Source organism: Polymorphobacter sp. PAMC 29334 (assembly GCF_019431245.1).
GTDB lineage: Bacteria > Pseudomonadota > Alphaproteobacteria > Sphingomonadales > Sphingomonadaceae > Polymorphobacter_B > Polymorphobacter_B megasporae.
Genome location: NZ_CP080243.1, coordinates 1,864,523 through 1,885,280 on the forward strand (window position 1 = coordinate 1,864,523; position 20,758 = coordinate 1,885,280).

Consider the following 20,758-nt stretch of genomic DNA (forward strand, 5'->3'; position numbering starts at 1 on the left):
GCTCACAGCGACGCCGCGAACGCGCGAACGTCGGCGAGGAACAGTTCGGGCTCCTCGAGGCTGGCGAAATGGCCGCCGCGCGGCATCTCGGTGTAGCGCACGACATTATAGCCGCGCTCGACCATCGCGCGCGGCGGGAAGGCGAGCAGGTCCTTGGGGAATGCCGCGACCGCGGTCGGCACTTCGATCCGCCGCCCTTGCGGGATCGCCGCGCCGCCCTCCTCGAACATGCCCTTGTATATCCATGTTGCGGTGTTGAAGCTGCGCGTCGTCAGGTAGATCATGATGTTGGTCAGCATCTGGTCGAGGCTGAACGGCGGGTCGACATAACCGTCGCGCCCGTCGCCGGTGTCGGACCAGCCGACGAACTTTTCGGCGAACCACGCTGCGACCCCCATCGGCGAATCCATCATCGCGAAGCCGAGGCTCTGCGGCTTGGTTCCCTGGAGCTGGAGATAGGCGGTCTCGCGGTCACGCACCTTCTGCGCCTTCATCAGCCACGCAACCTCGGCGGGCGTATCGGGGTGCATGTCGGCCGAGCGCAGCCCGTAGCCGCTGAGGTGGATCGCCTCGACTGTCGTGCTGTCGAGCCCGATCCAGCCGCCGATGACGCAGCCCCAGTCGCCGCCCTGATACAGATACCCGTCGTAACCAAGCACCGCCATCAGCCGGTCGTAGAGCCTCGCCATCGCGCGCGGCCCGATCGGTGACGCTGGCTTGTCCGACCACGCATACCCCGCCAGCGAAGGAGCGATCACATGGAAGGCAGGCCCATCCTCCACCTCAGGTTCGGCAAGGCGATCGACGATCGCGTCGAACTCGACGATCGACCCCGGCCAGCCGTGCGCGATCAGCAACGGCCGCGCGTTCGGGCGCGTCGACCGGCGGTGAATACAGTGAAGCTTTAGCCCGGGCTCGACTTCGACGCGGAAATGCGGGTGGCGGTTGAGCCCGGCAACCGCTGCCGCCCAGTCGAAATCGTCGAGCCAATAGTCGCGCAGCCGAGCCATGTACGCGCGGTTCGCTCCGTAATCCCACTTGGCATCGGTGGGCTCCTCGAAGAAGCGGTAGCCGGCGACGCGGTCGCGAATCCACGCCACTTCGTCGGCATTGACCGGGATCGTGAACGGCTCGATCGTGCTCATGCTGCGAGCCTTTGCTTTGCCGTCGCGGCGATCAAATCGGCGGCCTTTTCGGCGATCATGATCGTCGGCGCGTTGGTGTTGCCCGAGACGAGATACGGCATCACCGACGCGTCGACGACGCGCAACCCCTCGACTCCGCGCACGCGCAGAGATCCATCGACGACCGAGGCGTCGTCGGCTCCCATCCGGCAGGTGCCGACTGGGTGGTAGATCGTCTCGCCCCAGTCACGCATTGCCGCGACGAGCGCATCGCGCGATTGCAGCGAAGCGCCGGGCCACGTCTCGGCGCCGCGAAACGCATCGAACGCCGGTGCCGCGCCGATCTTGCGGGCGATCGCGACCCCGGCGACGAGCGTGTTGATATCCTCATGCGCGGTCAGGTAGCGCGGATCGATCAGCGGCGGTGCGAGCGGGTCGGGACCGGCGAGGCGGATCGTCCCACGGCTTTCGGGGCGGAGCTGGCAGACGTGCATCTGATAGCCGTGCTCGGGCGACATCGTCCCGCGGCCATGGGCATTGCCGCGCAACGGCATGAAATGGATCTGGATGTCGGGCGCGGCCAGCCCCTGGCGGGTCGAAACGAACGCGCCGGTCGGGGTCGGGATGTAGCTTCCCGGTCCCGATTTCGCGAACAGCCACGACGCCAGCGCCTTGACCTTGTTGAAGGTTGCCGCATTAGCATTGAGCGTGACCGGCTGGGTGCACGCCCATTGCACGATAAGGTCGAGATGGTCCTGGAGATTGCCGCCGACGTCGGCGCGGTCCGCGACGACCTCGATCCCGGTCGCGCGCAGATGCTCGGCTGGACCGACCCCCGACAGCATCAGCAATTGCGGCGAGTTGACCGTACCGCCGCAGAGGATCACCTCGCGTGCCGTGACCGATTGCGCCTTGCCGTCGCGGACATAGGCGATGCCAGTCGCGCGGGTGCCGGCAAAAGTGACGCGCTCGACCTGGACGCCGGTACGGACCTCGAGATTTGGGCGCTTCATCACCGGGGTCAAATACGCGCGCGCTGCCGACCAGCGGCTGCCGTTCTTGATTGTGCAATCGTAGCGCCCGGCGCCCTCGAACTGAGGTCCGTTGAAGTCGTCGGTGCGCGGATAGCCCGCCTCGACTGCCGCATCGATGAAGGCGTCGTTCAAGACGTGCGGCAGGCAGCGCGTGCTCGTGTGGAGCGGGCCGCCTTCACCGTGGAAATCGTCGCCGCCGCGCTCGCTATGCTCGGAGCGGCGGAAATAGGGGAGGACGTCGCTCCACCCCCAGCCGGTCAGGCCGAGCTGCGCCCAGCGATCGTAGTCGCTCGCATGCCCGCGGATATAGACCATGCCGTTGATCGACGACGACCCACCGAGCACACGGCCGCGCGGCCAGTAGAGCCTGCGGTCGTTGAGTTCGGCCTGTGGGACGGTCCAGAAGCCCCAGTCGTGCGGGCTGTCCTTGTCGGGCGGAATAATCTGCGCGATCCCGCCGGGCATGTTGATCATCGTCCCATTGTCGCGCCCGCCCGCCTCGAGCAGCAGGACGCGTGTCGCTGGATCAGCCGACAGCCGGTTGGCGAGAACGCACCCCGCCGATCCCGCGCCGACGATGATGAAGTCGAAATTATCGGCCATGATGCGAGCCCTCCCCAGAGCTTCGCGAGCCAGTCTAGGCGTTCGGGCCGTCCGGGCAAGCCGTGGTCGCACTCCCGAGTTCGGCGGCGACGCGCGCGAACACCGCGGCGACGCCGTCGGCGCCCGCTTCTGCGACTGCGCCTGCGGCAACCGCTGCGGGGGACCATAGCCACGACCGCGCCGGATCGTCGAGCATGTCCCACCGCGGAAACATGCGCGTCGCGACGTCGGTCGTCCGTAAGGCCGTGATATCGAGGTGGCGGTCGTCGGCGACGATCCGCTCGAAAGCGGCGACAACCGCGTCGGTCGGCCCCTCGAGCAACTGCAGATAGATATCGTGGCGGCAGATCAGCGCGCCGGTCACCCCGTCGCGGCTGTTGTTGCGCCGCGCGGCAACGAGGATGTTCGCGAGCGTCGCCGCATCATAGCCGAACGGCTGCGAGATATAGATCAATTGGCGCAGCATCTTGCCATCCCCCAAACCGGTTTTGCGGTACGCTACGGGATCGGCGGTCGCGCGTCGCCCCCTTCACATCGCCGCACCGCGCTGCCACATGAGCAATAATGAGCGATCCCGCCGAACTAGTCGCCGCGGCTCCCTACGGGCGGGTCGAAACCCTCGCGCCGCTCGTGCGCCGGGTTCTCGCGCGCAATCCGTCGCCGTTCACGTACACCGGCACAGGGACGTACATCGTCGGCACCGGGACCGTCGCGATCATCGATCCCGGCCCCGACGACGCCGATCATATCGCCGCATTGCTCGACGCAGTCGCGGGCGAGACGGTCAGCCACATTGTCATCACCCACACCCACCGCGATCATTCCCCCGCCGCGCCTGCCGTCAAAGCCGCGACCGGGGCGATCGTCGTCGGCTGCGCGCGGCTGGTGCTCGACGATGCCGGGCCGCGCGCCGATGCCGGGTTCGACCGGACCTATGATCCCGACACGGTCCTCGCCGACGGCGACAGCGTGAGCGGCCCGGGCTGGACGCTGACCGCGCTCCACACCCCCGGCCACACGTCGAATCACCTGTGCTTTGCGCTGCCCGAGGCGCGCGCGCTATTTAGCGGCGACCACGTCATGGGCTGGTCGACGACCGTCGTTTCGCCGCCCGACGGTGATATGGCGGCGTACATGGCGAGCCTCCGCCTGCTGCTCGACCGCGACGACGCGGTCTATTACCCGACCCACGGCGCGCCGGTGACCGAACCGCAGCGGCTGGTCCGCGGCCTCATCACCCACCGCAAGCAGCGCGAGAACCAGATCGTCAAAAGCCTTGGCGACGGGCCGAAGTCGGTTCCCGACATGGTCGCGACGATGTACGCGAGCGTCGATCCGCGCCTCCATCCGGCGGCAGGCCTGTCGGTCACGGCGCACCTTATCGACCTGCGCGCCCGCGGGATCGTCGCCAACGACGGCGACGCGTGGGCGCTGGTCGCGTGAAGCGCTACGCCGTCCTGTGGGGCCTGATCGCCGGGCTGTTGTTTAGCGCCGCGCTGGTCGGCGTCTTCCGCGCGCCGCTCGTCGCGATGCTCCTCCGCGGTCCCGACCCGGTGTCGATCGCCGATGTGTCGTTGAACGCAGTCCAGGCGCAGAACAAGCTGACCGCCTTCGCCGCGCGCTTCACTGTCGCGGTGACCTCGCAGCAGACGCGGCTCGGGCTGTTCCACGCGACTAAGACGCTGATCGTTCCCGGAACCGTCCGCTACGAGCTCGACTGGAAGCGGGTGACGCGCCGCGACCTCGACTGGAACGCCGCGACCAAGACGCTGACGGTGACTATCCCGCGCCCGGCGATCGCCGGTCCCGAGATCGACCTGACCCGTATCCGCGAGTTCAAGGACGGCGCGCTGCTGCTTGCGCTGACTGATGCCGAGGCGGCGCTCGACACCGCGAATCGCGCGCGCGTCCAGTCGGCTTTGCTCGAAGAAGCGAAGGCCCCGCTACTCGTCCAGATGGCGAGCGATGCGACGCGCGCTGCCGTGGAGCGCACCTTCAAGCTGCCGCTCGCTGCCGCCGGTCTCGACGCCGCCGTCGTCGTTCGTTTCCCCTAAGGAGTCCGCGCATGGACGCCCGCCTCAACCTGTTCAGCCAGTCGGTCCCCGCAAGCATCGACCTCCACGCCGAGATCGCGCGGCTGCGGAAGGAGCGCAACGCGGTCATCCTCGCGCATTATTATCAGGACCCCGTGCTCCAGGATCTCGCCGATTTCGTCGGCGACAGCCTCGACCTCAGCCGCAAGGCTGCCGCGACCGACGCCGACGTCATCGCGTTTTGCGGGGTCAAGTTCATGGCCGAAGTGGCGAAGATATTGTCGCCGCAGAAAACCGTCGTTCTCCCTGACCTCAAGGCCGGGTGCAGCCTCGAGGATTCGTGCCCGCCCGACGAGTTCGGCGCGTTCCGCGCGGCGCACCCCGATCACATCAGCCTGACGTACATCAATTGCTCGGCGGCAGTGAAGGCGTACAGCGACATCATCGTGACGTCGTCGTCGGCCGAAAAGATCATCAACCAGCTTCCCCGCGACCAGAAGATCCTGTTCGCCCCGGACAAGCATTTGGGCGCATGGCTCAACCGCAAGACCGGGCGCGACATGCTGCTGTGGGACGGGACGTGCATCGTCCACGAGCGATTCTCGGTGACCGAGCTGCTCAAATTAAAGGCGCTCAACCCCGCCGCGCCGGTCCTCGCGCATCCCGAATGCCCGGCGGCGATCCTCGACCTCGCCGACTATGTCGGCGCGACGAGCGGCATTCTCGATTACGCGCTCAAGTCGCCCGAGCCGACGCTGATCGTCGCCACCGAGCCGAACATCATCCACCAGATGCAACTCCGCGCGCCGCACAAGACCTTCATCGGTGCGCCCGGAGCGGACGGTAACTGCGGCTGCAACATGTGTCCGTTCATGGCGATGAACACGCTCGAGAAATTATACCTCTGCCTCCGCGACCTGACCCCGGTGATCGAGGTCCCCGAGGCGATCCGGGTCCGCGCAAAGCTGCCGCTGGACCGGATGCTCGAGATGGCGAGCGCAGTGACACCGGTACCGGTGACGGGGGATTGAGGATCGCGATTGCGATCGGCGCGGTGGTCGTCGGACTAGCCGTCGCGTTCCTCGTCGTCGCAGTCGTCGCACAACGTCGCTTCATTTACCCGGCGCCGAGAGCGACCGGAGAAATTTCAGCCCCCGGGTTTAGCCGGGTCGTCCTGCACACGGCGGATAGCCTCGACCTCGGCGCACTATATCGGCCCGGCCACCGACGCCGGACTGTCGTGTTCTTTCACGGAAACGGCGACAGTCTGCGTGGATCGATAGTCGCGACACAGGCGATCGCCGCTGCCGGCTATGGCATCCTGGTGCCCGAATATCGCGGCTACGGCGGTAATCCGGGGTCACCGAGAGAAAGCGGCCTTTACGCCGATGCGCGAGCGGCGACCGCGTTCCTTCGCCGGCGGGGCGTCGCCTCGGGCGACATCGTCGCCATCGGCAACTCGCTCGGCTCGGGTCCGGCGACCGAGGTCGCAACCGGTGAGAAGCTCGGCGGCCTGATGATCGTCTCCGGCTTCACCAGCCTGCCCGCGGCCGCTGCGGATGCAACGGGGTTGCCGATCGCGCCGCTTATTTGGGACAAATACGACAACGCTGCGAAGCTGACCGGATCGACCATACCAATCGTAGTCCTTCATGCCGACGATGATCAGGTCATCCCGATAGCGCACGGCCAACGCCTGGCATTGGCGAGCAAGACCTTTCTCTTGGTGTTCGCGGGCGTAGGTCACGGCTTGGCCTATGCGCCTGCAGCCGGAATTGCCGAAGTTCGGTGGCTCGATGGGCTCGACAGTAAGACGTCAAGCCGGACAAAGCCCGTGCCAGCAGGTGGCGATTAGCCGACCTGCGCCAGCAGCTCCGCGCGTACATCGAGACTTCAGGTTTCTTCACTGAGCCGTGTCATGCCCACTTGCCGTGAAATCGGAAGGCGCTAAGCCAACGCCGTGGCTTTTTCCCTCCCCAAATTCGACCTCGACTCCTTCATCCGCGCGACGCTTGCCGAGGATTTGGGGCAGGGGGGTGATATTACCTCCGCCGCCGTCATCCCGGCCGACGCGCGCCTCACCGCGATCATGGCGAGCCGCGACGCGGTCGTCGTCGCCGGGCTGCCGCTCGCTGAGGCATTCTTCCGTGCACTGGATTCGGGCGTCGTCGTCGAGCATCTCGCGGCCGACGGCGACCGCGTTGCCGCAGGCACCGCGTTGCTGCGTCTGACCGGCAATGCCCGCGCGCTCCTTGCCGCCGAGCGGTCGGCGCTCAACACCGTCCAGCACCTGACCGGGATCGCGACGATGACGCGGACCTATGTCGACGTGATCGAGGGGACAGGCGCGATCCTGCTCGACACGCGCAAGACGCTGCCCGGGCTGCGGCTCCTCGAGAAATACGCGACGCGGATGGGCGGGGCGACAAACCATCGGCTGGGGCTCGACGATGGCGTGATGATCAAGGACAACCATGTCGCTATTGCCGGGGGCATCACTCCCGCCGTCGCGGCGGCCAAAGCAGCTGGCCTCGGACGGACGTCCGATCCGGCGAGCGTCGGCCCAGATAACGTCGGCATCGTCGTCGAGGTCGACCGGATCGACCAGATCGAGCCCGCGCTCGCCGCCGGGGCCGACAGGCTGCTGCTCGACAATATGGACGTGCCGACGCTGCGCGAGGCAGTCGCCTTGATCGCCGGACGCGTGCCCACCGAGGCGAGCGGGGGCGTCCGGCTCGACACGATCCGCGCGATCGCCCAGACCGGGGTCACCTTCATTTCGGTCGGACGGCTGACCCAGTCGGCCCCGGCGGCGGACATAGGGCTCGACTATGCTTGACCTGTTCCTGAGCCTTGCGCTCGCCGCGACCACCGCGTGCTCGGTCCCCGCCGACCTTACCCCCGCTCCGGCGCAGCCGCAGGAGGAGAGCCGGATCGTCCCGGTGACCAAGCTCGTCCTCGCATTTTACTGGTGGCCGCAGGAATGCCGCCGCGGTGAGGCAACCGGCACGCAGGGGTGCGCGAGCGGCTTCGGGTTTCGCGTCCACGGCCTGTGGCCCGACGGCGCGGGCAAGACCTATCCGCAATTCTGCCGCGCGCCGACCCCGCTCGACCTGCTCGAGGTCAAGCGCAACTATTGCCTGACACCGTCGGCGTCGCTGCTCCAGCACGAATGGGCGAAACACGGCACCTGCAACTGGGCGACGTCGTCCGCATATTTCGCCCAGGCGCGGAGTATCGCCGCCAAAATCTCGCTCCCCGAAATCGATGCACCGGGCAAGGAAGCGACTGCGGGCTCGATCCGCGATGCGTTTGTCGCCGCCAATCCGGCGATGCCGCGTCAGGCGCTGTTCGTCGCGACCGATAAGAATCAGTGGCTTACCGAGGTGCGCGTCTGCCTCACTCTCGCTGGCCGTCCTGACCGCTGCGAGGGTGGCGACACCGGCGCCCCTGATTCGGTTTCGGTTCGCATCTGGCCGCGCTGACGGCTCGACCGACATAAGTTAAGCCGTCGTTCATCGCTTCGGCGATCGGTTCGCCGCGCCTTAAGCCCGCTTGGCCCAGAGTCTCGTTCCGTTCGCTTGGCAGCCGCTGCGCCGGGTGGTCAAACCCGCCTTGGGGACAAAGCGGACGGGATCGCGGCCACCGGGGGACACGGGGACGCGGTGCTTGTCCGGAATAATCGCGAAAAGCTCGGGGGTTGCCACCGTCATGAATCGACTCGACGCTGTCCGCAGCACGGTAGTGTCGACCGTACAACGCTGGTTACCCGAGCATTTCATCGTCTGGCACCGCACCAGCGGGGTCTCCAACATCCGGGTAGGGACGACAGCGCAGCTTATGGCAATCGGTGGCACGGCACTTGTGGCGACCTGGCTCGGCATGGCGACGATGAACATGATGTCGGGACAATCCGGCGAAATCGCCGCGAAATCGGCTGAACTTGCGCGGATGCAGGCGCGGCTGGTGGCGATGAAGTCGGACAGTTCGAACCTAAAGGGCGTCGTCGCTGACCGTGCCGCTGCGATCGAGAAGCGCCAGGCGTTCCTCGCCGCGCTGCTCCTGCCGAACCACGACCTGACCAAGCTCGCCGCGATGCTGCCGCGGTCGGGCGATATCGCCACCGCGAGCGACCTGCTCGCCGCCCCCGCCGCGGCGGTGATCGAGCCGTTCCGCAAGCTCGAGTCCGAACAGCTCGCCTTCGTCGACAAGGCGACCACCGCCGCCGACGCGCGGTTGCGCGATACCCAGTCGTTAATTCGCCGCCTCGGGCTCGATCCCGACCGCTTGATGTCGGCGTCGGCATTCGACGCCGCGCCCGCGGGCTTCGGCGGGAGCGCGATCGGCGGCATGGGCGGTCCGTACATTCCGGTCCACGCGCCGGTCGATGCCGAGCCGCGCTTCAAGGGCCTGTTCCTCAGCTGGAAGAAGCTCCAGTCGCTCGAGGCCGCACTGACGGTGATCCCGTCGTTCGTGCCGGTGAAAAGCTACAGCTATTCGTCTGGCTTCGGCGTCCGCTACGACCCGTTCACCGGCATGAGCGCGATGCACGCCGGGCTCGACATGGCGGGATCGATGGGCGAGCCGATCTACGCCGCCGCCGCCGGGACGGTGACCACCGCCGGCCGGTCGGGCGCGTACGGAAATTGCGTTGAAGTCAGCCACGGCAAGGGCCTGGCCACCCGCTACGGCCACTTGTCCGCGATTCTCGTCCATCCAGGCGAAGTCGTGAAGCAGGGCGAGGTCATCGCGCGGATGGGTTCGACCGGGCGATCGACCGGTACCCACCTTCATTTCGAGGTTCGCATCGACGGCCGCGCAGTCAACCCGCGCCCGTATCTCGACGCGTCGGAGTATGTCCTCGCGGCGCAGCACGGGGCAGGCACCAACGTCGCCGTCGGACCGATGGTGACCTCCGCGCTCTGATAGCGTTGTGCCGGCGGCCGCGACGTCCTACATCGACTAGATGAGCACTGTTCTCCTCTCGTCCGCCGCCGCCGCCCGTGTTGCCGCGATCGCCGCGAAGCAGGGCAAGCCCGGGTTGAAGCTGCGCCTCGCGGTCGACGGCGGCGGATGTGCCGGTTTCCAATATAAGTTCGGTCTCGAAAGCGTTGCGGCGGACGACGATCTCGTCGTCGAGACCGATGGGATCGCGATGCTTGTCGACCCCATCAGCCTGCCGTTCCTCGACGGGGCGCAAGTCGACTATGTCGAGACGATGGGCGCGGCGGCGTTCAAGGTGACCAACCCGAACGCGGCGAGCGGCTGCGGCTGCGGGTCGTCGTTTTCGGTCTAACCCGTTCGTGAAACTGCGAGGCGATCCCGCATGAAGATCGCGACCTTCAACATCAACGGCATTGGCGCTCGCTTGCCGCGTCTGCTCGACTGGCTCGCCGAGGCGACCCCAGACGTCGTCTGTCTCCAGGAGATCAAGACCGTCGACGAGAAATTTCCTGTCGCCGAGATTGCCGCTGCGGGCTACCGCTCATTGGTCCACGGCCAGAAGGGCTTCAACGGCGTTGCGATCCTGTCGCGCGCCGAGGCGGTCGAGACCAAGCGCGGCCTCGACGGCGACCCCGCCGACGACCATTCGCGCTACCTCGAAGCCGAAGTCGAGGGTGTCCGCATCGCGTCGATCTACCTCCCCAACGGCAATCCGCAACCGGGTCCGAAATTCGATTACAAGCTCGCATGGTTCGCGCGGCTGTCGGAGCGTGCGCGGGCGTTGAGCGCGCTCGAGCGGCCGGTCGTGCTCGCGGGCGACTACAACGTCATCCCGACCGCCGAGGATGTCTTCAGTGAGGTCGCGATGTCGCACGACGCGCTGACCCAGCCCGAAACTCGCGCCGCGTTCCGCACGCTGTGTCACGCTGGCTGGACCGACGCGATCCGCAGTGTCCAGCCGACGGGCCGCGCCTATACCTTCTGGGACTATCAGGCAGGGGCATGGCCGCGCGACAGCGGCCTGCGCATTGACCACCTGTTGCTCTCGCCGTCTGCCGCCGACCGGCTGGTCAACGCGGGCATCGACCGCGCGGTCCGCGGCGGCGAGCGCGCATCGGACCACGTGCCGGCATGGGTCGAATTGCGGGGCTGAACGACCCCCACATCGTGTGGACTTCTTAGACTTTCGCCGACTTCCCCTCCTCAAATGGGAGAGGAAAACCACCCTCACATCGTGTGGACTTCGTGGACTTCCGGCTTAAACCAGCGAGCGCTCGAAGATCCGGTAGGTCTTCGTCACCTCGGCCTCAATGACGTCGGCAATGCTGCGCATCGGGCCGTTGTCCTCGAGAATCCAGCCGATCTCGCCGCGCTTGGCGCCGTAATTCTCGACTGCGGTGCGGCGGATATATTCGATCATCTGGAAGACCATGATCGACGCCAGCCGGCTGCCCTGAAGCGACTTGCGGACCCCCATCAGCGGCACGCGGATGCGACGGACCTTAGGCTTGCGCAGCCGCCACAGCAGCTTGGCCCAGTTGAACGGGAACAGCTTGCCGCCAAGGTCGGCCGTGAATTCGTTGAGGTCGGGGAGCGAAATCAAGAAGCCCACCGGTTCGCCGTCGATCTCGGCGATACGGATCATGTCGTTGTAGACGATCGGCTTGAGCTTAACCCCGACGTGCGCGACCTCAAGCGGCGTCAGCGGCACGAAGCCCCAATTCGCCGACCACGCGTCGTTAAGAATGTCCATGATGATCGCCGCTTCCTCGGCGAACTTCGACTTTTCGACCATGCGGGTCTTGATCTTGCCGCTCTTCTCGCTCGCCGCGACGATCCGCTGGACGATGTCGGGGAAGGGCTTGTCGATCTGGAGCTCGTAAGTGTGGAGATCCTTGATCCCGGCATAGCCGTGCGCCTCGATCAGCTTGGCGTAATAGTTGAGATGGTGCCCCATCATCACCGTCGGCGGGCGGTCGAAGCCGTCGACAAGCAAGCCGGGCTCATCCCAGATCGAGATGCTGAACGGCCCCATCGCACTGGTCATGCCCTCGCCGCGCAGCCAAGTCTCGGCGGTGTTCAGCAGCAGGTCGGCGACGCGCTGGTCGTCGATCGACTCGAACATGCCCCAATGGCCGATGCCCTTGCCCATGTGTTCAAGCACAAGGCTATCGACCTGCGCCGAAATCCGGCCGACGATCTTGCCGTCCTGCATCGCCATCCAGAACTTGGCGTAGCCGTGCCCGAACCACGGATTCTTCTCGATACCGGTAATCAGTTCGAGTGCTTCGCCACGCAGCGGGGGGACCCAATTCGGGTCGCTCTTGTAGAGCGTATAAATCAGGTCGATGAACTTGCCGCGATCTGCGGCGGTGATTGCTTCGACGATCTTGAGCTCGCCCCCCGACTTGCTCATGCTGCTTTACGCTCCGGTTCTTTGGTGGTGACGCGATCGCGCTGGCGCGGATGGCCTGCGGCAACTCCGCCCGACAGGTCGGCGACCCACGGATATACTGCTGCGACGTCCCCGGTATATCCGAGGTTGAATACCGTCGCGCTGCGCGTCGGGCGCTCGATACGCTCGTAGAACGTGCCAAACAGCCGGTCCCACGCGAAGTTGGTGATGCCAAAATTGCCGGTCTCGTCGTGGAAGTGATGCGCCATGTGACGCGCCTTCATTGCCACGAGCATCTTGCTCTTCGGCTTGTACGACAAGTGCTGGATGCAGTGGCAGAATTCGTAGAAGCATGTCGTTAGCACTCCGGTCGCGAGCGCGACCGCAGCACCGCCGACCCCGCCGATCGCATAACCGAACGGCAGCGTCATGATGAACACCGGCGGCAGCTCGCTCTTGAGCGTGCCGAACAGGATTTCGAGGTGGTTGGGATCCTGGTGGTGATCGTAATGGATCCGCTTCCACGTTGACGCGAGGAACGGCACCTTCCACATCCACTGGCTATGCAGCACCCAGCGGTGGAGGCAATACCAGACGAGCGGGTAGACCAGCATGACGAACCCGGCGGCGGCAGCACCGCGGACCAGCGTCGTCGGCTGCAACAGCGCCACGCCAATCGCGAGCGCGGCGATAACGAGGTAAGTGCGGATCGTATAATATTGAAAGTAGGCAACGACGAGCTCGCGCAACGTCATCTTGTTGAGGTAATGCGACCGGCTCCAGATTGCGGTCGATGTATCGGCGACAGCTTTCACTGGTCGTGCTCCATGCTTGGCCAAGCGATGTAGGAACGCAATGCGGCGCTTTTAGGACGCATGGGCAAGCCTGAATGTCGCGGCGTCACTCTTCGGAGCGGAACAGGACCGCCTCGCCGATCAGGAAAAACAGCAGGAAAGCCGACCATGCCGCTAGCAACGGCGGCACCGTGCCGAAATTGCCCATCGCGACGACGAAGTTATCGGCGACGAAAAAGGCGAAGCCAAGGAACATGCCGATCACGGCGCGGACGAACAGCCGCCCCGACCGGGCCAGCCCGAACGCCGCGACCGCGCCGAGCAGCGGCATCAGAATTGCCGACAATGGCCCAGAAATCTTGTGGTTAGCCGCCGCGACGAGCGAGGTCACTCGCTTGCCCGCCGCGCGCTGCTGGCTGATCTCGGGGAGCAAGTCCCAGAACGGCGTGAACGCGGCGGTGACGACGGTCGTCGTGAATTGCGCCGGCATGACCGGGCTGGGGAAATCGGCGCTCGGCGACTTCGCCTCGGTGCCCTTGGCGACATCGAACGTGGCAACGTCGCGCAATGCCCAGCCGCCGCGCATCGGCCGCGCGGTCGCGGCGCGGACGACCGAAACGAGGCGATCCTTGGTCCGGTCGTAAATCGTGACGTCGTGAAGCACGGTCTGGTCGCCGCCGCCGCTGACCGAGCCGGCGTGGAACAGGTCGTCGCCGCCCTTGACCCAGGCATCGGTCGCGGCGGTGGTGATCGGCGCGAGCTTGCCGTATTCGACCGCCTGCCACGCGGCGAGCGACTTGTTCGCCTTGACCACGACGCTCTCGTTGAAGACGAAGTTGATCGCGGCAATGCCGAGCGCCGCGACGATCAGTGGCGCCAGAATCTGGTGCGCCGAAATCCCCGCTGACTTGAAGATTACCACCTCCGAATTGGCGTTGAGCGTCGTTAGCGTCACGAGCGTGCCGAGCAACACCGCGAACGGCAGGAACAGTGCGATGATCTGCGGTACTCGCAGCGCAACGTAATGCCAGAGGTCGGCGTCGGTGTTGCCCGGGACGATGAGAATCTTGCTCGATTCACCCAGCAGGTCGAGCGTCATCAAGATGACGACCAGCCCGCCGAGAAAGGCAAACGTGCGCGTCAGCAGCAGCCGGGCGGTGTAGAGCGCGATCGTTCGCGACGGGAACAACGTCATTCGGCGGGAACTTCACTGCCCGCGGCGGCTGCGGGAGCTTTGCTCTCATGCCACGGCGCAGGGCGCTTGATCATCCCGGCGACGATGCTGGCGAGCTTGCCGAACCAGCGGTCGAGCGCGCCGATCGGCTGGCCGCCGGGGACATAGGCGAGGACGTAGTACAGCCAGAATGACAATGCCGAGAAGCCGGCGAACGGTACCCATTGCGCGAGCACCGGATCGACCCGCCCGGCACCGCCCATCGCCTCGCCATACTGGCTGGTCTTGTGGAAAGTTACCAGCAGGATGATCGACAGGAACACGCCGAGTGCCGAGGTCGACCGCTTTGGCGGTACAGCGAGCGCGACCGCGAGGAACGGGAGGACGAGCATCACCAGAACGAGCACCAGCCGCCGATTCAACGCGGCGATGCTCTGCTGATGCAGAATACGTGCGACATCGGCCTTGCCGGCGCGGGCGAGTTCGGGGAGCGTCAGCTCGGCGTTCTCGTCGCCACGGGCGCGAAAACTACCGATCGACGGCAGGTTGACCGGCAGGTCCTGCTGCTTGAACGTCAGCACGCGCGGCACGACGAAATTCGACGCGGTGTGGACCATCGTCCCGTTCGTCAGGCGGAGCAGGATGACGTCGGGATCGTCGGTCGACAGGAATGTGCCGCGCTCGGCGGTGACCGCGACCGACTGGCCGTTCTTGCCCTCGGTTCGCACGAACAGCCCGCGCAGGTCGCTGCCCTTGGCGTGGCTCTCCTCGACTCGCAGCGTCGTGTTCTTGGCGAGCTTGGCGAACTCGCCGACCTTGATCGATGCGCCGAGCGCGCCTGAGCGCAATTCGAATTGTAACCCTTCATAAGCATAGCGCGAATAGGGCTCGAGGAAGCCGACGATGACAAAGTTAACGCCGGCGAATACGATCGCGAGCAGGATCGGCACGCGCATCAACCGGTTGTACGACACCCCCGCAGCGCGCAACGCATCGAGCTCGCTCGACAAAGCGAGGTTGCGGAACGCGAGCAGGATGCCGAGCATCACCCCGATCGGGATGCCGAGCGACAGATATTCGGGAACGAGATTGCCGAGCATCTTCCACACGACCGACACGGGCCCGCCTTCGTTCATCACGAAGTCGAACAATTTCAGCATCTTGTCGAGCAGCAGCAGCATCGCCGCAATCGTCAGGCAAGCGAGCAGCGGCACGAGGATCAGCCGGGCGAGGTAGCGGTCGAAGCCGGTAAGGAAACGCAAAGCCGCTTGTGCCTCAATCTCGTGTCGGACCGGGGGCGGTCGACCTCGAAGTCGGGATATAACCGGCACGAGGGTCGCGGTCACCCGCCAAAACATCGCGACACGGGTCTCGGCCGATCGTGACATACGCAGCGGCAATCACTTATCGAAAAGGTGACCGCCACCTACAAACGCTCACTGGACAAACTTCAATGTCGGTGGCGGGAAGTCGGCACCCAGGCGTATGTAGGCTGGCAACTATTTATCAGCAGTAGTACCGTCGCAGCATCGAGAAGAGGTTCAATGATTTCAGTCAGAGGATCGGAGGGGGCGAAAGTGCGCGTTACATGTTGCAGTCATTGATATGATTGCGCCGACAGCATGGCGCTTGAAGGCCGTCGGCGTCGCGGCAATCTGCTTCATTATCGCGGGTTTGATTGTCATTCTGGTCGGGCAGGATTTTCTATACCTGCTGAGCGGGTTTTCTAACCATCACGAGGTCATTACCTCGGCGCAATATACCGTCGCGAGCTTGTTGCTCGCTCCGATGACGTTCAGCGTCGGGCTCGTTCTGCTCGTCGGCAAGCAGGCGACGTCCGAGGACATGAAGAACGCGTCGGCGCGGACGATGAAGTGGAGCAGTCGCTACATGATCTTCGTGGCGGTCAGTATCGTCGCCGCGATGATCGCGCCGGTGGTGCAGTATCAAGTCGTCGACTCGCTTGCCCGGCAACGCGGGTACGTCCCGTGCCCAAAGCCCGATCGCCCGCGGCACCAGCCCGACCGGTGGGCGCTGCCGGGCGCGGATAGCCCGACCGGGCATTGTCCCGGAGACGGTGCCAACCCTAACTTCTAGTTTGCACCGTTTGCGATCCGGCAGTTACCGACGTCGCGACCCGCGATTTCAGGCGACGATCCGGCGTTACTTCATTCGGCGGGACCTGTGCGGCGCTAAGCCGCTGCGGGCAACCTCAATCCGACCGCCGTCGCCGCCGCGTCGAACTGGCGCAGGATTTCGGCGATCTGTTCGGGCGTGTGTTCGGCGCACAGCGAGCAGCGGAGGAGGTAGGTGCCGGTGGGCGTCGCCGGGGGGCGCGCGAAATTAACGTAGACGCCGTGCTCGAGCAGCGATTGCCACATCGCCAGCGTCGTCATCTGGTCGGGCATGATCACCGCGAGGATCGCGCTTTCGGCCGTAGCAGTGCCGAGCGTGAAGCCGCGCGCCTTGAGCCCGGCGTGCATCGCGCGAGTGCTCTCCCACAGCCGCGCGCGCTTGGCGCTGTTGTGCATCAGCTTGCGGATCGACACGGCCGACGAGGCGACGATCGACGGCGGCAGCGACGCGGTGAAGACGTACGGGCGGCAGACGAGGCGCAGTGCTTCGAATTTCGGATGGTTCGACACGCAGAAGCCGCCGACGGTGCCGACCGATTTAGAGAAGGTGCCGATGATGAAGTCGACCTGGTCCTCGACCCCTGCCGCCTCGGTAACGCCGCGGCCGTGCTCGCCAAAGAAGCCCATCGCGTGCGCCTCGTCGACGAGGACCATCGCGCCGTGGCGCTTCGCCACCGCGACCATCTCGGCCAGCGGCGCGATGTCACCGAGCATCGAATAGACGCCTTCGAGGACGACGAGCTTGCCGGCCTCTGGCGGCAGGCGGCCGAGGCGCTTGTCGAGGTCCTCGACCGAGTTGTGGCGGAAGCGGACGATGTCGGCGTTGCCCATCGCGCAGCCGTCGTAGATCGACGCATGGCTGTCGGCATCGAGGATGACATAGTCGCCGCGCCCGGCGAGCGTGGACACGACGCCCAAGTTCGCCTGATAGCCGGTCGAAAAGACCATCGCGTGCTTGGTGCCGTAGAAATCCTTGAGCGCGTTCTCGCATTCGCGATGGCTGGTGTAGGTACCGTTCAACGAGCGGCTGCCGGTGGTGCCCGCGCCGAAGTCGCGCACCGCCGCTTCGCTAGCGGCGATGACGTCGGGGTCGAAGGTCATTCCCATATAATTATAGGTGCCCATCAGGATCGTCTCGCGACCGTTGATGATGGCGCGCGTCGGCGACAGGACTTTGGACATGACCACGCCGACCGGGTCGCGTCCGCCCGCGTCGAGATATGCCTGCCGCTCGCCGGCGATCGCGTCGAACTTGTCGAGGAGGTCGATCATCTCGGCGGCCCCTATTTCGCCAGCTTCGCGACGGCGTCGGCAACCTGGCCGATCGTCTCGAGCTCAGGCAGCATATTGAGCGGCAACACGATGTCCCACTCGTCCTCGATGTTGGCGACGAGGTCCATGACCGTCAGGCTATCCATCTCGAGATCGTTGGAAAAGCTCGTATCTTCGGTCAACGGCACCGCCTTTTTATTGAGCGGGCCGATCAGGTCGACGATGCGGGCGTAGATGGTCTCGCGAGCGGGCATGGCGTGTTCCTGACGGCTGAGCGTCCAGTTGCCAAGATAATATGGTCAAAGTCGGGCCGCGGCGAGCCAGCCGTTCGCACGATACCAGGCGACTGCACGAGCGAGTCCCTCGGCGAGAGGGACCTTCGGCTGCCACAGTGTCGCGGGGAGTCCGCGTGCCGTCGCGGCGACCCAATCGGGGTGCGCGAGGTAGCGTGCGCGGTCGTGGGTCATCCTCGGCCCGCGCTTCTGGATGCGGGCGAGGGTAGTCTCGATCGTGGCTGTCGCTCGGAGGACGGCGAGCGGCAGGCGAAGCCGGATCGGAAAGCGTCCCACTGCCATACCGATCGCGCGGGCAAGGTCGGCGTGCGAGTACGCTTCGTGGCCGTCGTCGATCTCGGCGATGCCGCCGGCGTCACTGGCTGCCAGCGCGAGCAACGCCGCCGACAGGTCGCCGACCTCGATCAGCGAGAAGCGCCCGTCGCCGGGGAGGACTGCGATACCGCGCGCGACCATCTGGAACACCGGCAGCGTCTCGCGGTCGCCGGGGCCGTAGACTCCCGGTGGGCGGACGATCGCCCAGTCGAGCCCGGATGCGGCGACGAGCGCCTCGGCGGCTGCTTTGCTCGCGCCATAGTCGGACAGGCCGGGTTCGCGCGCGGCGAGCGACGAGACATGGACAAAGCGGCGGACCCCGGCGGCGCGGGTGGCGGCGATGATACTTGCGGTGCCGGCGACGTTGCCGGCGTCGAACTCGGCGCGGGACGTGGCTGTGATGGTGCCGGCGATGTGGATGACGGCGTCGGCTCCGTCGCAAAGGGCACCGGGATTGGCGAGGTCGCCGGTGATCCATTCGACCTTGGGGAGGGGGGGCTGCGGGCGGCGGGCCAGCGCGCGGACGGTGTGGCCGTGCGCGGTCGCGGCGGCGAGGAGGTGCCCGCCGACGAAGCCGGTGCCGCCGGTGACGGCGACGATCACGACTGTTTTCCCTCTCCCCTCGAGGGAGAGGGACGGTCGCGCCTTCGCGACCAGGGTGAGGGTGAGTGTCGCTCCGAAGGGGAGGTGAGGCGCGTGGCGGCGTCCTCACCCTCACCCTGGTTGCGCGAAGGGCGCAACCATCCCTCTTGCTCGAGGGGAGAGGGAGAGATCAGGCGGCGATCTCGAACGGCTGGATCTCGCCCGACAAATACTGGCTCCGCGCCTTGCTCCGCGACAGCTTGCCGCTCGACGTCCGCGGCAGTGTGCGCGGGGGCACCAGTTCGACGACGCAGCTCATCCCGGTGATCGCACGAACCTTGGTGCGGATCGCCTCGCGCAAATGCGTCCGTTCCGCGAGGTCCGACGTGCGGCACTGGACGAGCACGGCGGGGGCTTCCTCGCCGCCCGGGGTGGTGATCGCGAAGGCGGCGATGTCGCCCGCCTTGAAGCCCGGAAGTTGTTCGATCGCCCATTCGATGTCTTGCGGCCAATGGTTCTTGCCGTTGATGATGATCATGTCCTTGGCGCGCCCGACGATGTAGACGTAGCCGTCGGCGAGATAGCCCATGTCGCCGGTGTCGAGCCAGCCGTCCGACAGGCACGCCGCGGTCGCCGCGTCATCGCGGAAATAGCCCGCCATCACGCCCTCGCCAGCGACGAACAGCCGCCCGATGTGACGATCGGCGAGCGGCGCGCCGGTCTCGTCGCGAATCTCGATCGTCAGGCCCGGTAGAGCGCGGCCGCAGTTGACGATGGCACGGTATCGCGTCGGGCGACCGATCGCGGCGTCGGCGCTAGCCCCGGCACCGACGCCAGCAAAGCCTTCGCCCGACAGGACGCGCTCGTCGACGAGATCGGTGACGATGCCCTCGCCGACCGGCATCATGCTCACCGCGAGAGTCGCCTCGGCAAGACCGTAGCTCGGCAGGAAGGCGTCGGCGCGGAAGCCGGCGGCGTCGAACACGTCGACGAAATGCTGCATCACTTCGGGGCGAATCATATCGGCGCCGTTGCCCGCGACCCGCCAGCGCGACAGGTCGAAGCGCTCGCGGACGTCTATCGAGGTGCTGATCCGGCGCGCGCAGATGTCATAGCCGAAGGTCGGCGAATAGGAGAGGGTGGTGCCCTCGTTACGGCTGACGAGGGTCAGCCACGACAGCGGACGGCGAGCGAAGTCCTCGGTGGCGATATAGTCGGCCGACATCTGGTTCGCGAGAGGCGACAACAGGCAGCCGACAAGCCCCATGTCGTGGTAGAACGGCAGCCACGAAATGACGCGGTCGGTCTCGCGCACCCGTGTGCAAGTCGCGTGCCCGGCGAGGTTGGCCAGCAGCGCGCGGTGGGTCACCGCGACGCCGTGCGGGAAACGCGTGCTGCCGCTTGAATATTGGAGATAGGCGATGTCGTCTGCGGTCGCGCTCGGCAGCTCGACGCCGTCGGCGGCAGCGTCGTGGAACGCTGCCCAGTCGTGTGCGGTGCAGCCGTCGAGCGGCGCGGCGGCCTCGGCGACAAGCGCGAACAGCCCCGGCGGCGACAGCACGAGCAGGGGATCGCAGCTCAGCAACTGCGTGCGGATCTGCTCGACGTAGGCATCGCGCCCGCCGAACGAGGTCGGCAGCGGCAGCGGCGTCGGCAGCGCCCCGGCATAGATCGCGCCGAAAAACAGCCGGACGAATTCGGCCGAGGTCTCGGCGATGAGGGCGACGCGATCGCCCGGACGAGCACCTGCGGCGATCAGCCGTGCGGCGTCGGTGCGCGCGTCGGTGCGGAGTTCGGCGAACGGATACGCCCGGACGAGCTCAGCGCGCGCATCGAAGAAGTTTAGCCCGCGGCTCCCCTGCGCGGCATAGTCGAGGGCATCGCCAAGAGTCGCGAAATCAGCAATGCGGCGCGGCAACGGGTCGATGGTCGGCGTCGGCACGACCGATCGGGTCGCACCTTGCTCAATCGACGCACCCGGCTCAATCGACAACTGCGGCAACCGCGATCCTCCTTGCAATCCCCCGCCACCTTTCGCGTGCGCCTGCCCTGATACGCGC

General features: G+C 66.0%; 21 protein-coding genes. 10 read left to right on the forward strand and 11 right to left on the reverse strand.

The window, feature by feature from the left end:
- Positions 1 to 2: 2 nt before the first annotated feature.
- The 3 genes from KZX46_RS12725 to KZX46_RS12735 are packed head-to-tail and all read right to left on the reverse strand — an operon-like array spanning position 3 to position 3,227.
- Positions 3 to 1,145, reverse strand: a complete 1,143-nt coding sequence (locus KZX46_RS12725; RefSeq protein ID WP_219774310.1) for an epoxide hydrolase family protein — start codon at positions 1,143 to 1,145, stop codon at positions 3 to 5.
- Entirely contained in the window at positions 1,142 to 2,761 is a 1,620-nt protein-coding gene (locus tag KZX46_RS12730; RefSeq protein WP_219774311.1) for a GMC family oxidoreductase, read from the reverse strand. The genes KZX46_RS12725 and KZX46_RS12730 overlap by 4 nt, the downstream gene beginning before the upstream one ends.
- 34 nt (positions 2,762 to 2,795) lie before the next feature.
- The gene (locus KZX46_RS12735; protein ID WP_219774312.1) at positions 2,796 to 3,227 is read right to left on the reverse strand and encodes a BLUF domain-containing protein; all 432 of its coding nucleotides are present in this window, start codon (positions 3,225 to 3,227) and stop codon (positions 2,796 to 2,798) included.
- Positions 3,228 to 3,325: 98 nt separating this feature from the next.
- Between KZX46_RS12735 and KZX46_RS12740 the strand changes: the two genes are divergently transcribed.
- The 9 genes from KZX46_RS12740 (at position 3,326) to xth (ending at position 10,891) form a co-directional block, all read left to right on the forward strand.
- On the forward strand, positions 3,326 to 4,204 hold the full coding sequence (locus tag KZX46_RS12740; protein ID WP_219774313.1) for an MBL fold metallo-hydrolase: 879 nt from the start codon (positions 3,326 to 3,328) through the stop codon (positions 4,202 to 4,204).
- A complete protein-coding gene (locus tag KZX46_RS12745) occupies positions 4,201 to 4,815 on the forward strand; it encodes a DUF4230 domain-containing protein (protein WP_226895932.1) in 615 nt (204 codons plus the stop codon). The genes KZX46_RS12740 and KZX46_RS12745 overlap by 4 nt, the downstream gene beginning before the upstream one ends.
- A gap of 11 nt (positions 4,816 to 4,826) precedes the next feature.
- Complete coding sequence (gene nadA / locus KZX46_RS12750; RefSeq protein ID WP_219774315.1) at positions 4,827 to 5,825, forward strand: quinolinate synthase NadA; 999 nt, start codon at positions 4,827 to 4,829, stop codon at positions 5,823 to 5,825.
- Positions 5,822 to 6,649, forward strand: a complete 828-nt coding sequence (locus KZX46_RS12755; RefSeq protein WP_219774316.1) for an alpha/beta hydrolase — start codon at positions 5,822 to 5,824, stop codon at positions 6,647 to 6,649. Before nadA ends, KZX46_RS12755 begins: the two co-directional genes overlap by 4 nt.
- A gap of 105 nt (positions 6,650 to 6,754) precedes the next feature.
- Complete coding sequence (gene nadC / locus KZX46_RS12760) at positions 6,755 to 7,633, forward strand: carboxylating nicotinate-nucleotide diphosphorylase (protein WP_219774317.1); 879 nt, start codon at positions 6,755 to 6,757, stop codon at positions 7,631 to 7,633.
- Complete coding sequence (locus KZX46_RS12765; RefSeq protein ID WP_216710803.1) at positions 7,626 to 8,279, forward strand: ribonuclease T; 654 nt, start codon at positions 7,626 to 7,628, stop codon at positions 8,277 to 8,279. Before nadC ends, KZX46_RS12765 begins: the two co-directional genes overlap by 8 nt.
- 226 nt (positions 8,280 to 8,505) lie before the next feature.
- Positions 8,506 to 9,720, forward strand: a complete 1,215-nt coding sequence (locus tag KZX46_RS12770) for a M23 family metallopeptidase (protein WP_219774318.1) — start codon at positions 8,506 to 8,508, stop codon at positions 9,718 to 9,720.
- Between the two features lie 40 nt (positions 9,721 to 9,760).
- Entirely contained in the window at positions 9,761 to 10,090 is a 330-nt protein-coding gene (erpA, locus tag KZX46_RS12775) for an iron-sulfur cluster insertion protein ErpA (protein WP_219774319.1), read from the forward strand.
- 30 nt (positions 10,091 to 10,120) lie between these two features.
- A complete protein-coding gene (gene xth, locus KZX46_RS12780) occupies positions 10,121 to 10,891 on the forward strand; it encodes an exodeoxyribonuclease III (protein ID WP_219774320.1) in 771 nt (256 codons plus the stop codon).
- Positions 10,892 to 10,996: 105 nt separating this feature from the next.
- Here xth and KZX46_RS12785 read toward each other — a convergent pair whose 3' ends face one another.
- The 4 genes from KZX46_RS12785 to KZX46_RS12800 form a co-directional block, all read right to left on the reverse strand.
- A complete protein-coding gene (locus tag KZX46_RS12785) occupies positions 10,997 to 12,154 on the reverse strand; it encodes an N-acetyltransferase (RefSeq protein ID WP_219774321.1) in 1,158 nt (385 codons plus the stop codon).
- Complete coding sequence (locus KZX46_RS12790; protein ID WP_219776989.1) at positions 12,151 to 12,888, reverse strand: sterol desaturase family protein; 738 nt, start codon at positions 12,886 to 12,888, stop codon at positions 12,151 to 12,153. Before KZX46_RS12790 ends, KZX46_RS12785 begins: the two co-directional genes overlap by 4 nt.
- Positions 12,889 to 13,033: 145 nt before the next feature.
- Positions 13,034 to 14,122: an LPS export ABC transporter permease LptG gene (gene lptG, locus KZX46_RS12795; RefSeq protein ID WP_219774322.1), complete on the reverse strand. Its 1,089-nt coding sequence runs from the start codon at positions 14,120 to 14,122 to the stop codon at positions 13,034 to 13,036.
- A complete protein-coding gene (locus KZX46_RS12800; RefSeq protein WP_226895933.1) occupies positions 14,119 to 15,363 on the reverse strand; it encodes an LptF/LptG family permease in 1,245 nt (414 codons plus the stop codon). Before KZX46_RS12800 ends, lptG begins: the two co-directional genes overlap by 4 nt.
- A 367-nt stretch (positions 15,364 to 15,730) precedes the next feature.
- Here KZX46_RS12800 and KZX46_RS12805 point away from each other — a divergent pair, with 367 nt between their 5' ends.
- Positions 15,731 to 16,198, forward strand: coding sequence for a hypothetical protein (locus KZX46_RS12805; RefSeq protein ID WP_219774323.1), 468 nt, complete (start codon positions 15,731 to 15,733; stop codon positions 16,196 to 16,198).
- A gap of 95 nt (positions 16,199 to 16,293) precedes the next feature.
- On the opposite strand, the gene KZX46_RS12810 is transcribed toward KZX46_RS12805, so the two are convergent.
- The 4 genes from KZX46_RS12810 to KZX46_RS12825 all read right to left on the reverse strand — a co-directional run bounded on the left by KZX46_RS12810 (position 16,294) and on the right by KZX46_RS12825 (position 20,640).
- A complete protein-coding gene (locus tag KZX46_RS12810; RefSeq protein WP_219774324.1) occupies positions 16,294 to 17,508 on the reverse strand; it encodes an aminotransferase class I/II-fold pyridoxal phosphate-dependent enzyme in 1,215 nt (404 codons plus the stop codon).
- An 11-nt stretch (positions 17,509 to 17,519) separates the two neighbouring features.
- Positions 17,520 to 17,762, reverse strand: a complete 243-nt coding sequence (locus KZX46_RS12815; RefSeq protein WP_216710794.1) for an acyl carrier protein — start codon at positions 17,760 to 17,762, stop codon at positions 17,520 to 17,522.
- Between the two features lie 45 nt (positions 17,763 to 17,807).
- The gene (locus KZX46_RS12820) at positions 17,808 to 18,719 is read right to left on the reverse strand and encodes an NAD(P)-dependent oxidoreductase (protein ID WP_219774325.1); all 912 of its coding nucleotides are present in this window, start codon (positions 18,717 to 18,719) and stop codon (positions 17,808 to 17,810) included.
- 169 nt (positions 18,720 to 18,888) lie between these two features.
- The gene (locus KZX46_RS12825) at positions 18,889 to 20,640 is read right to left on the reverse strand and encodes a fatty acyl-AMP ligase (RefSeq protein WP_226895934.1); all 1,752 of its coding nucleotides are present in this window, start codon (positions 20,638 to 20,640) and stop codon (positions 18,889 to 18,891) included.
- Positions 20,641 to 20,758: the final 118 nt, after the last annotated feature.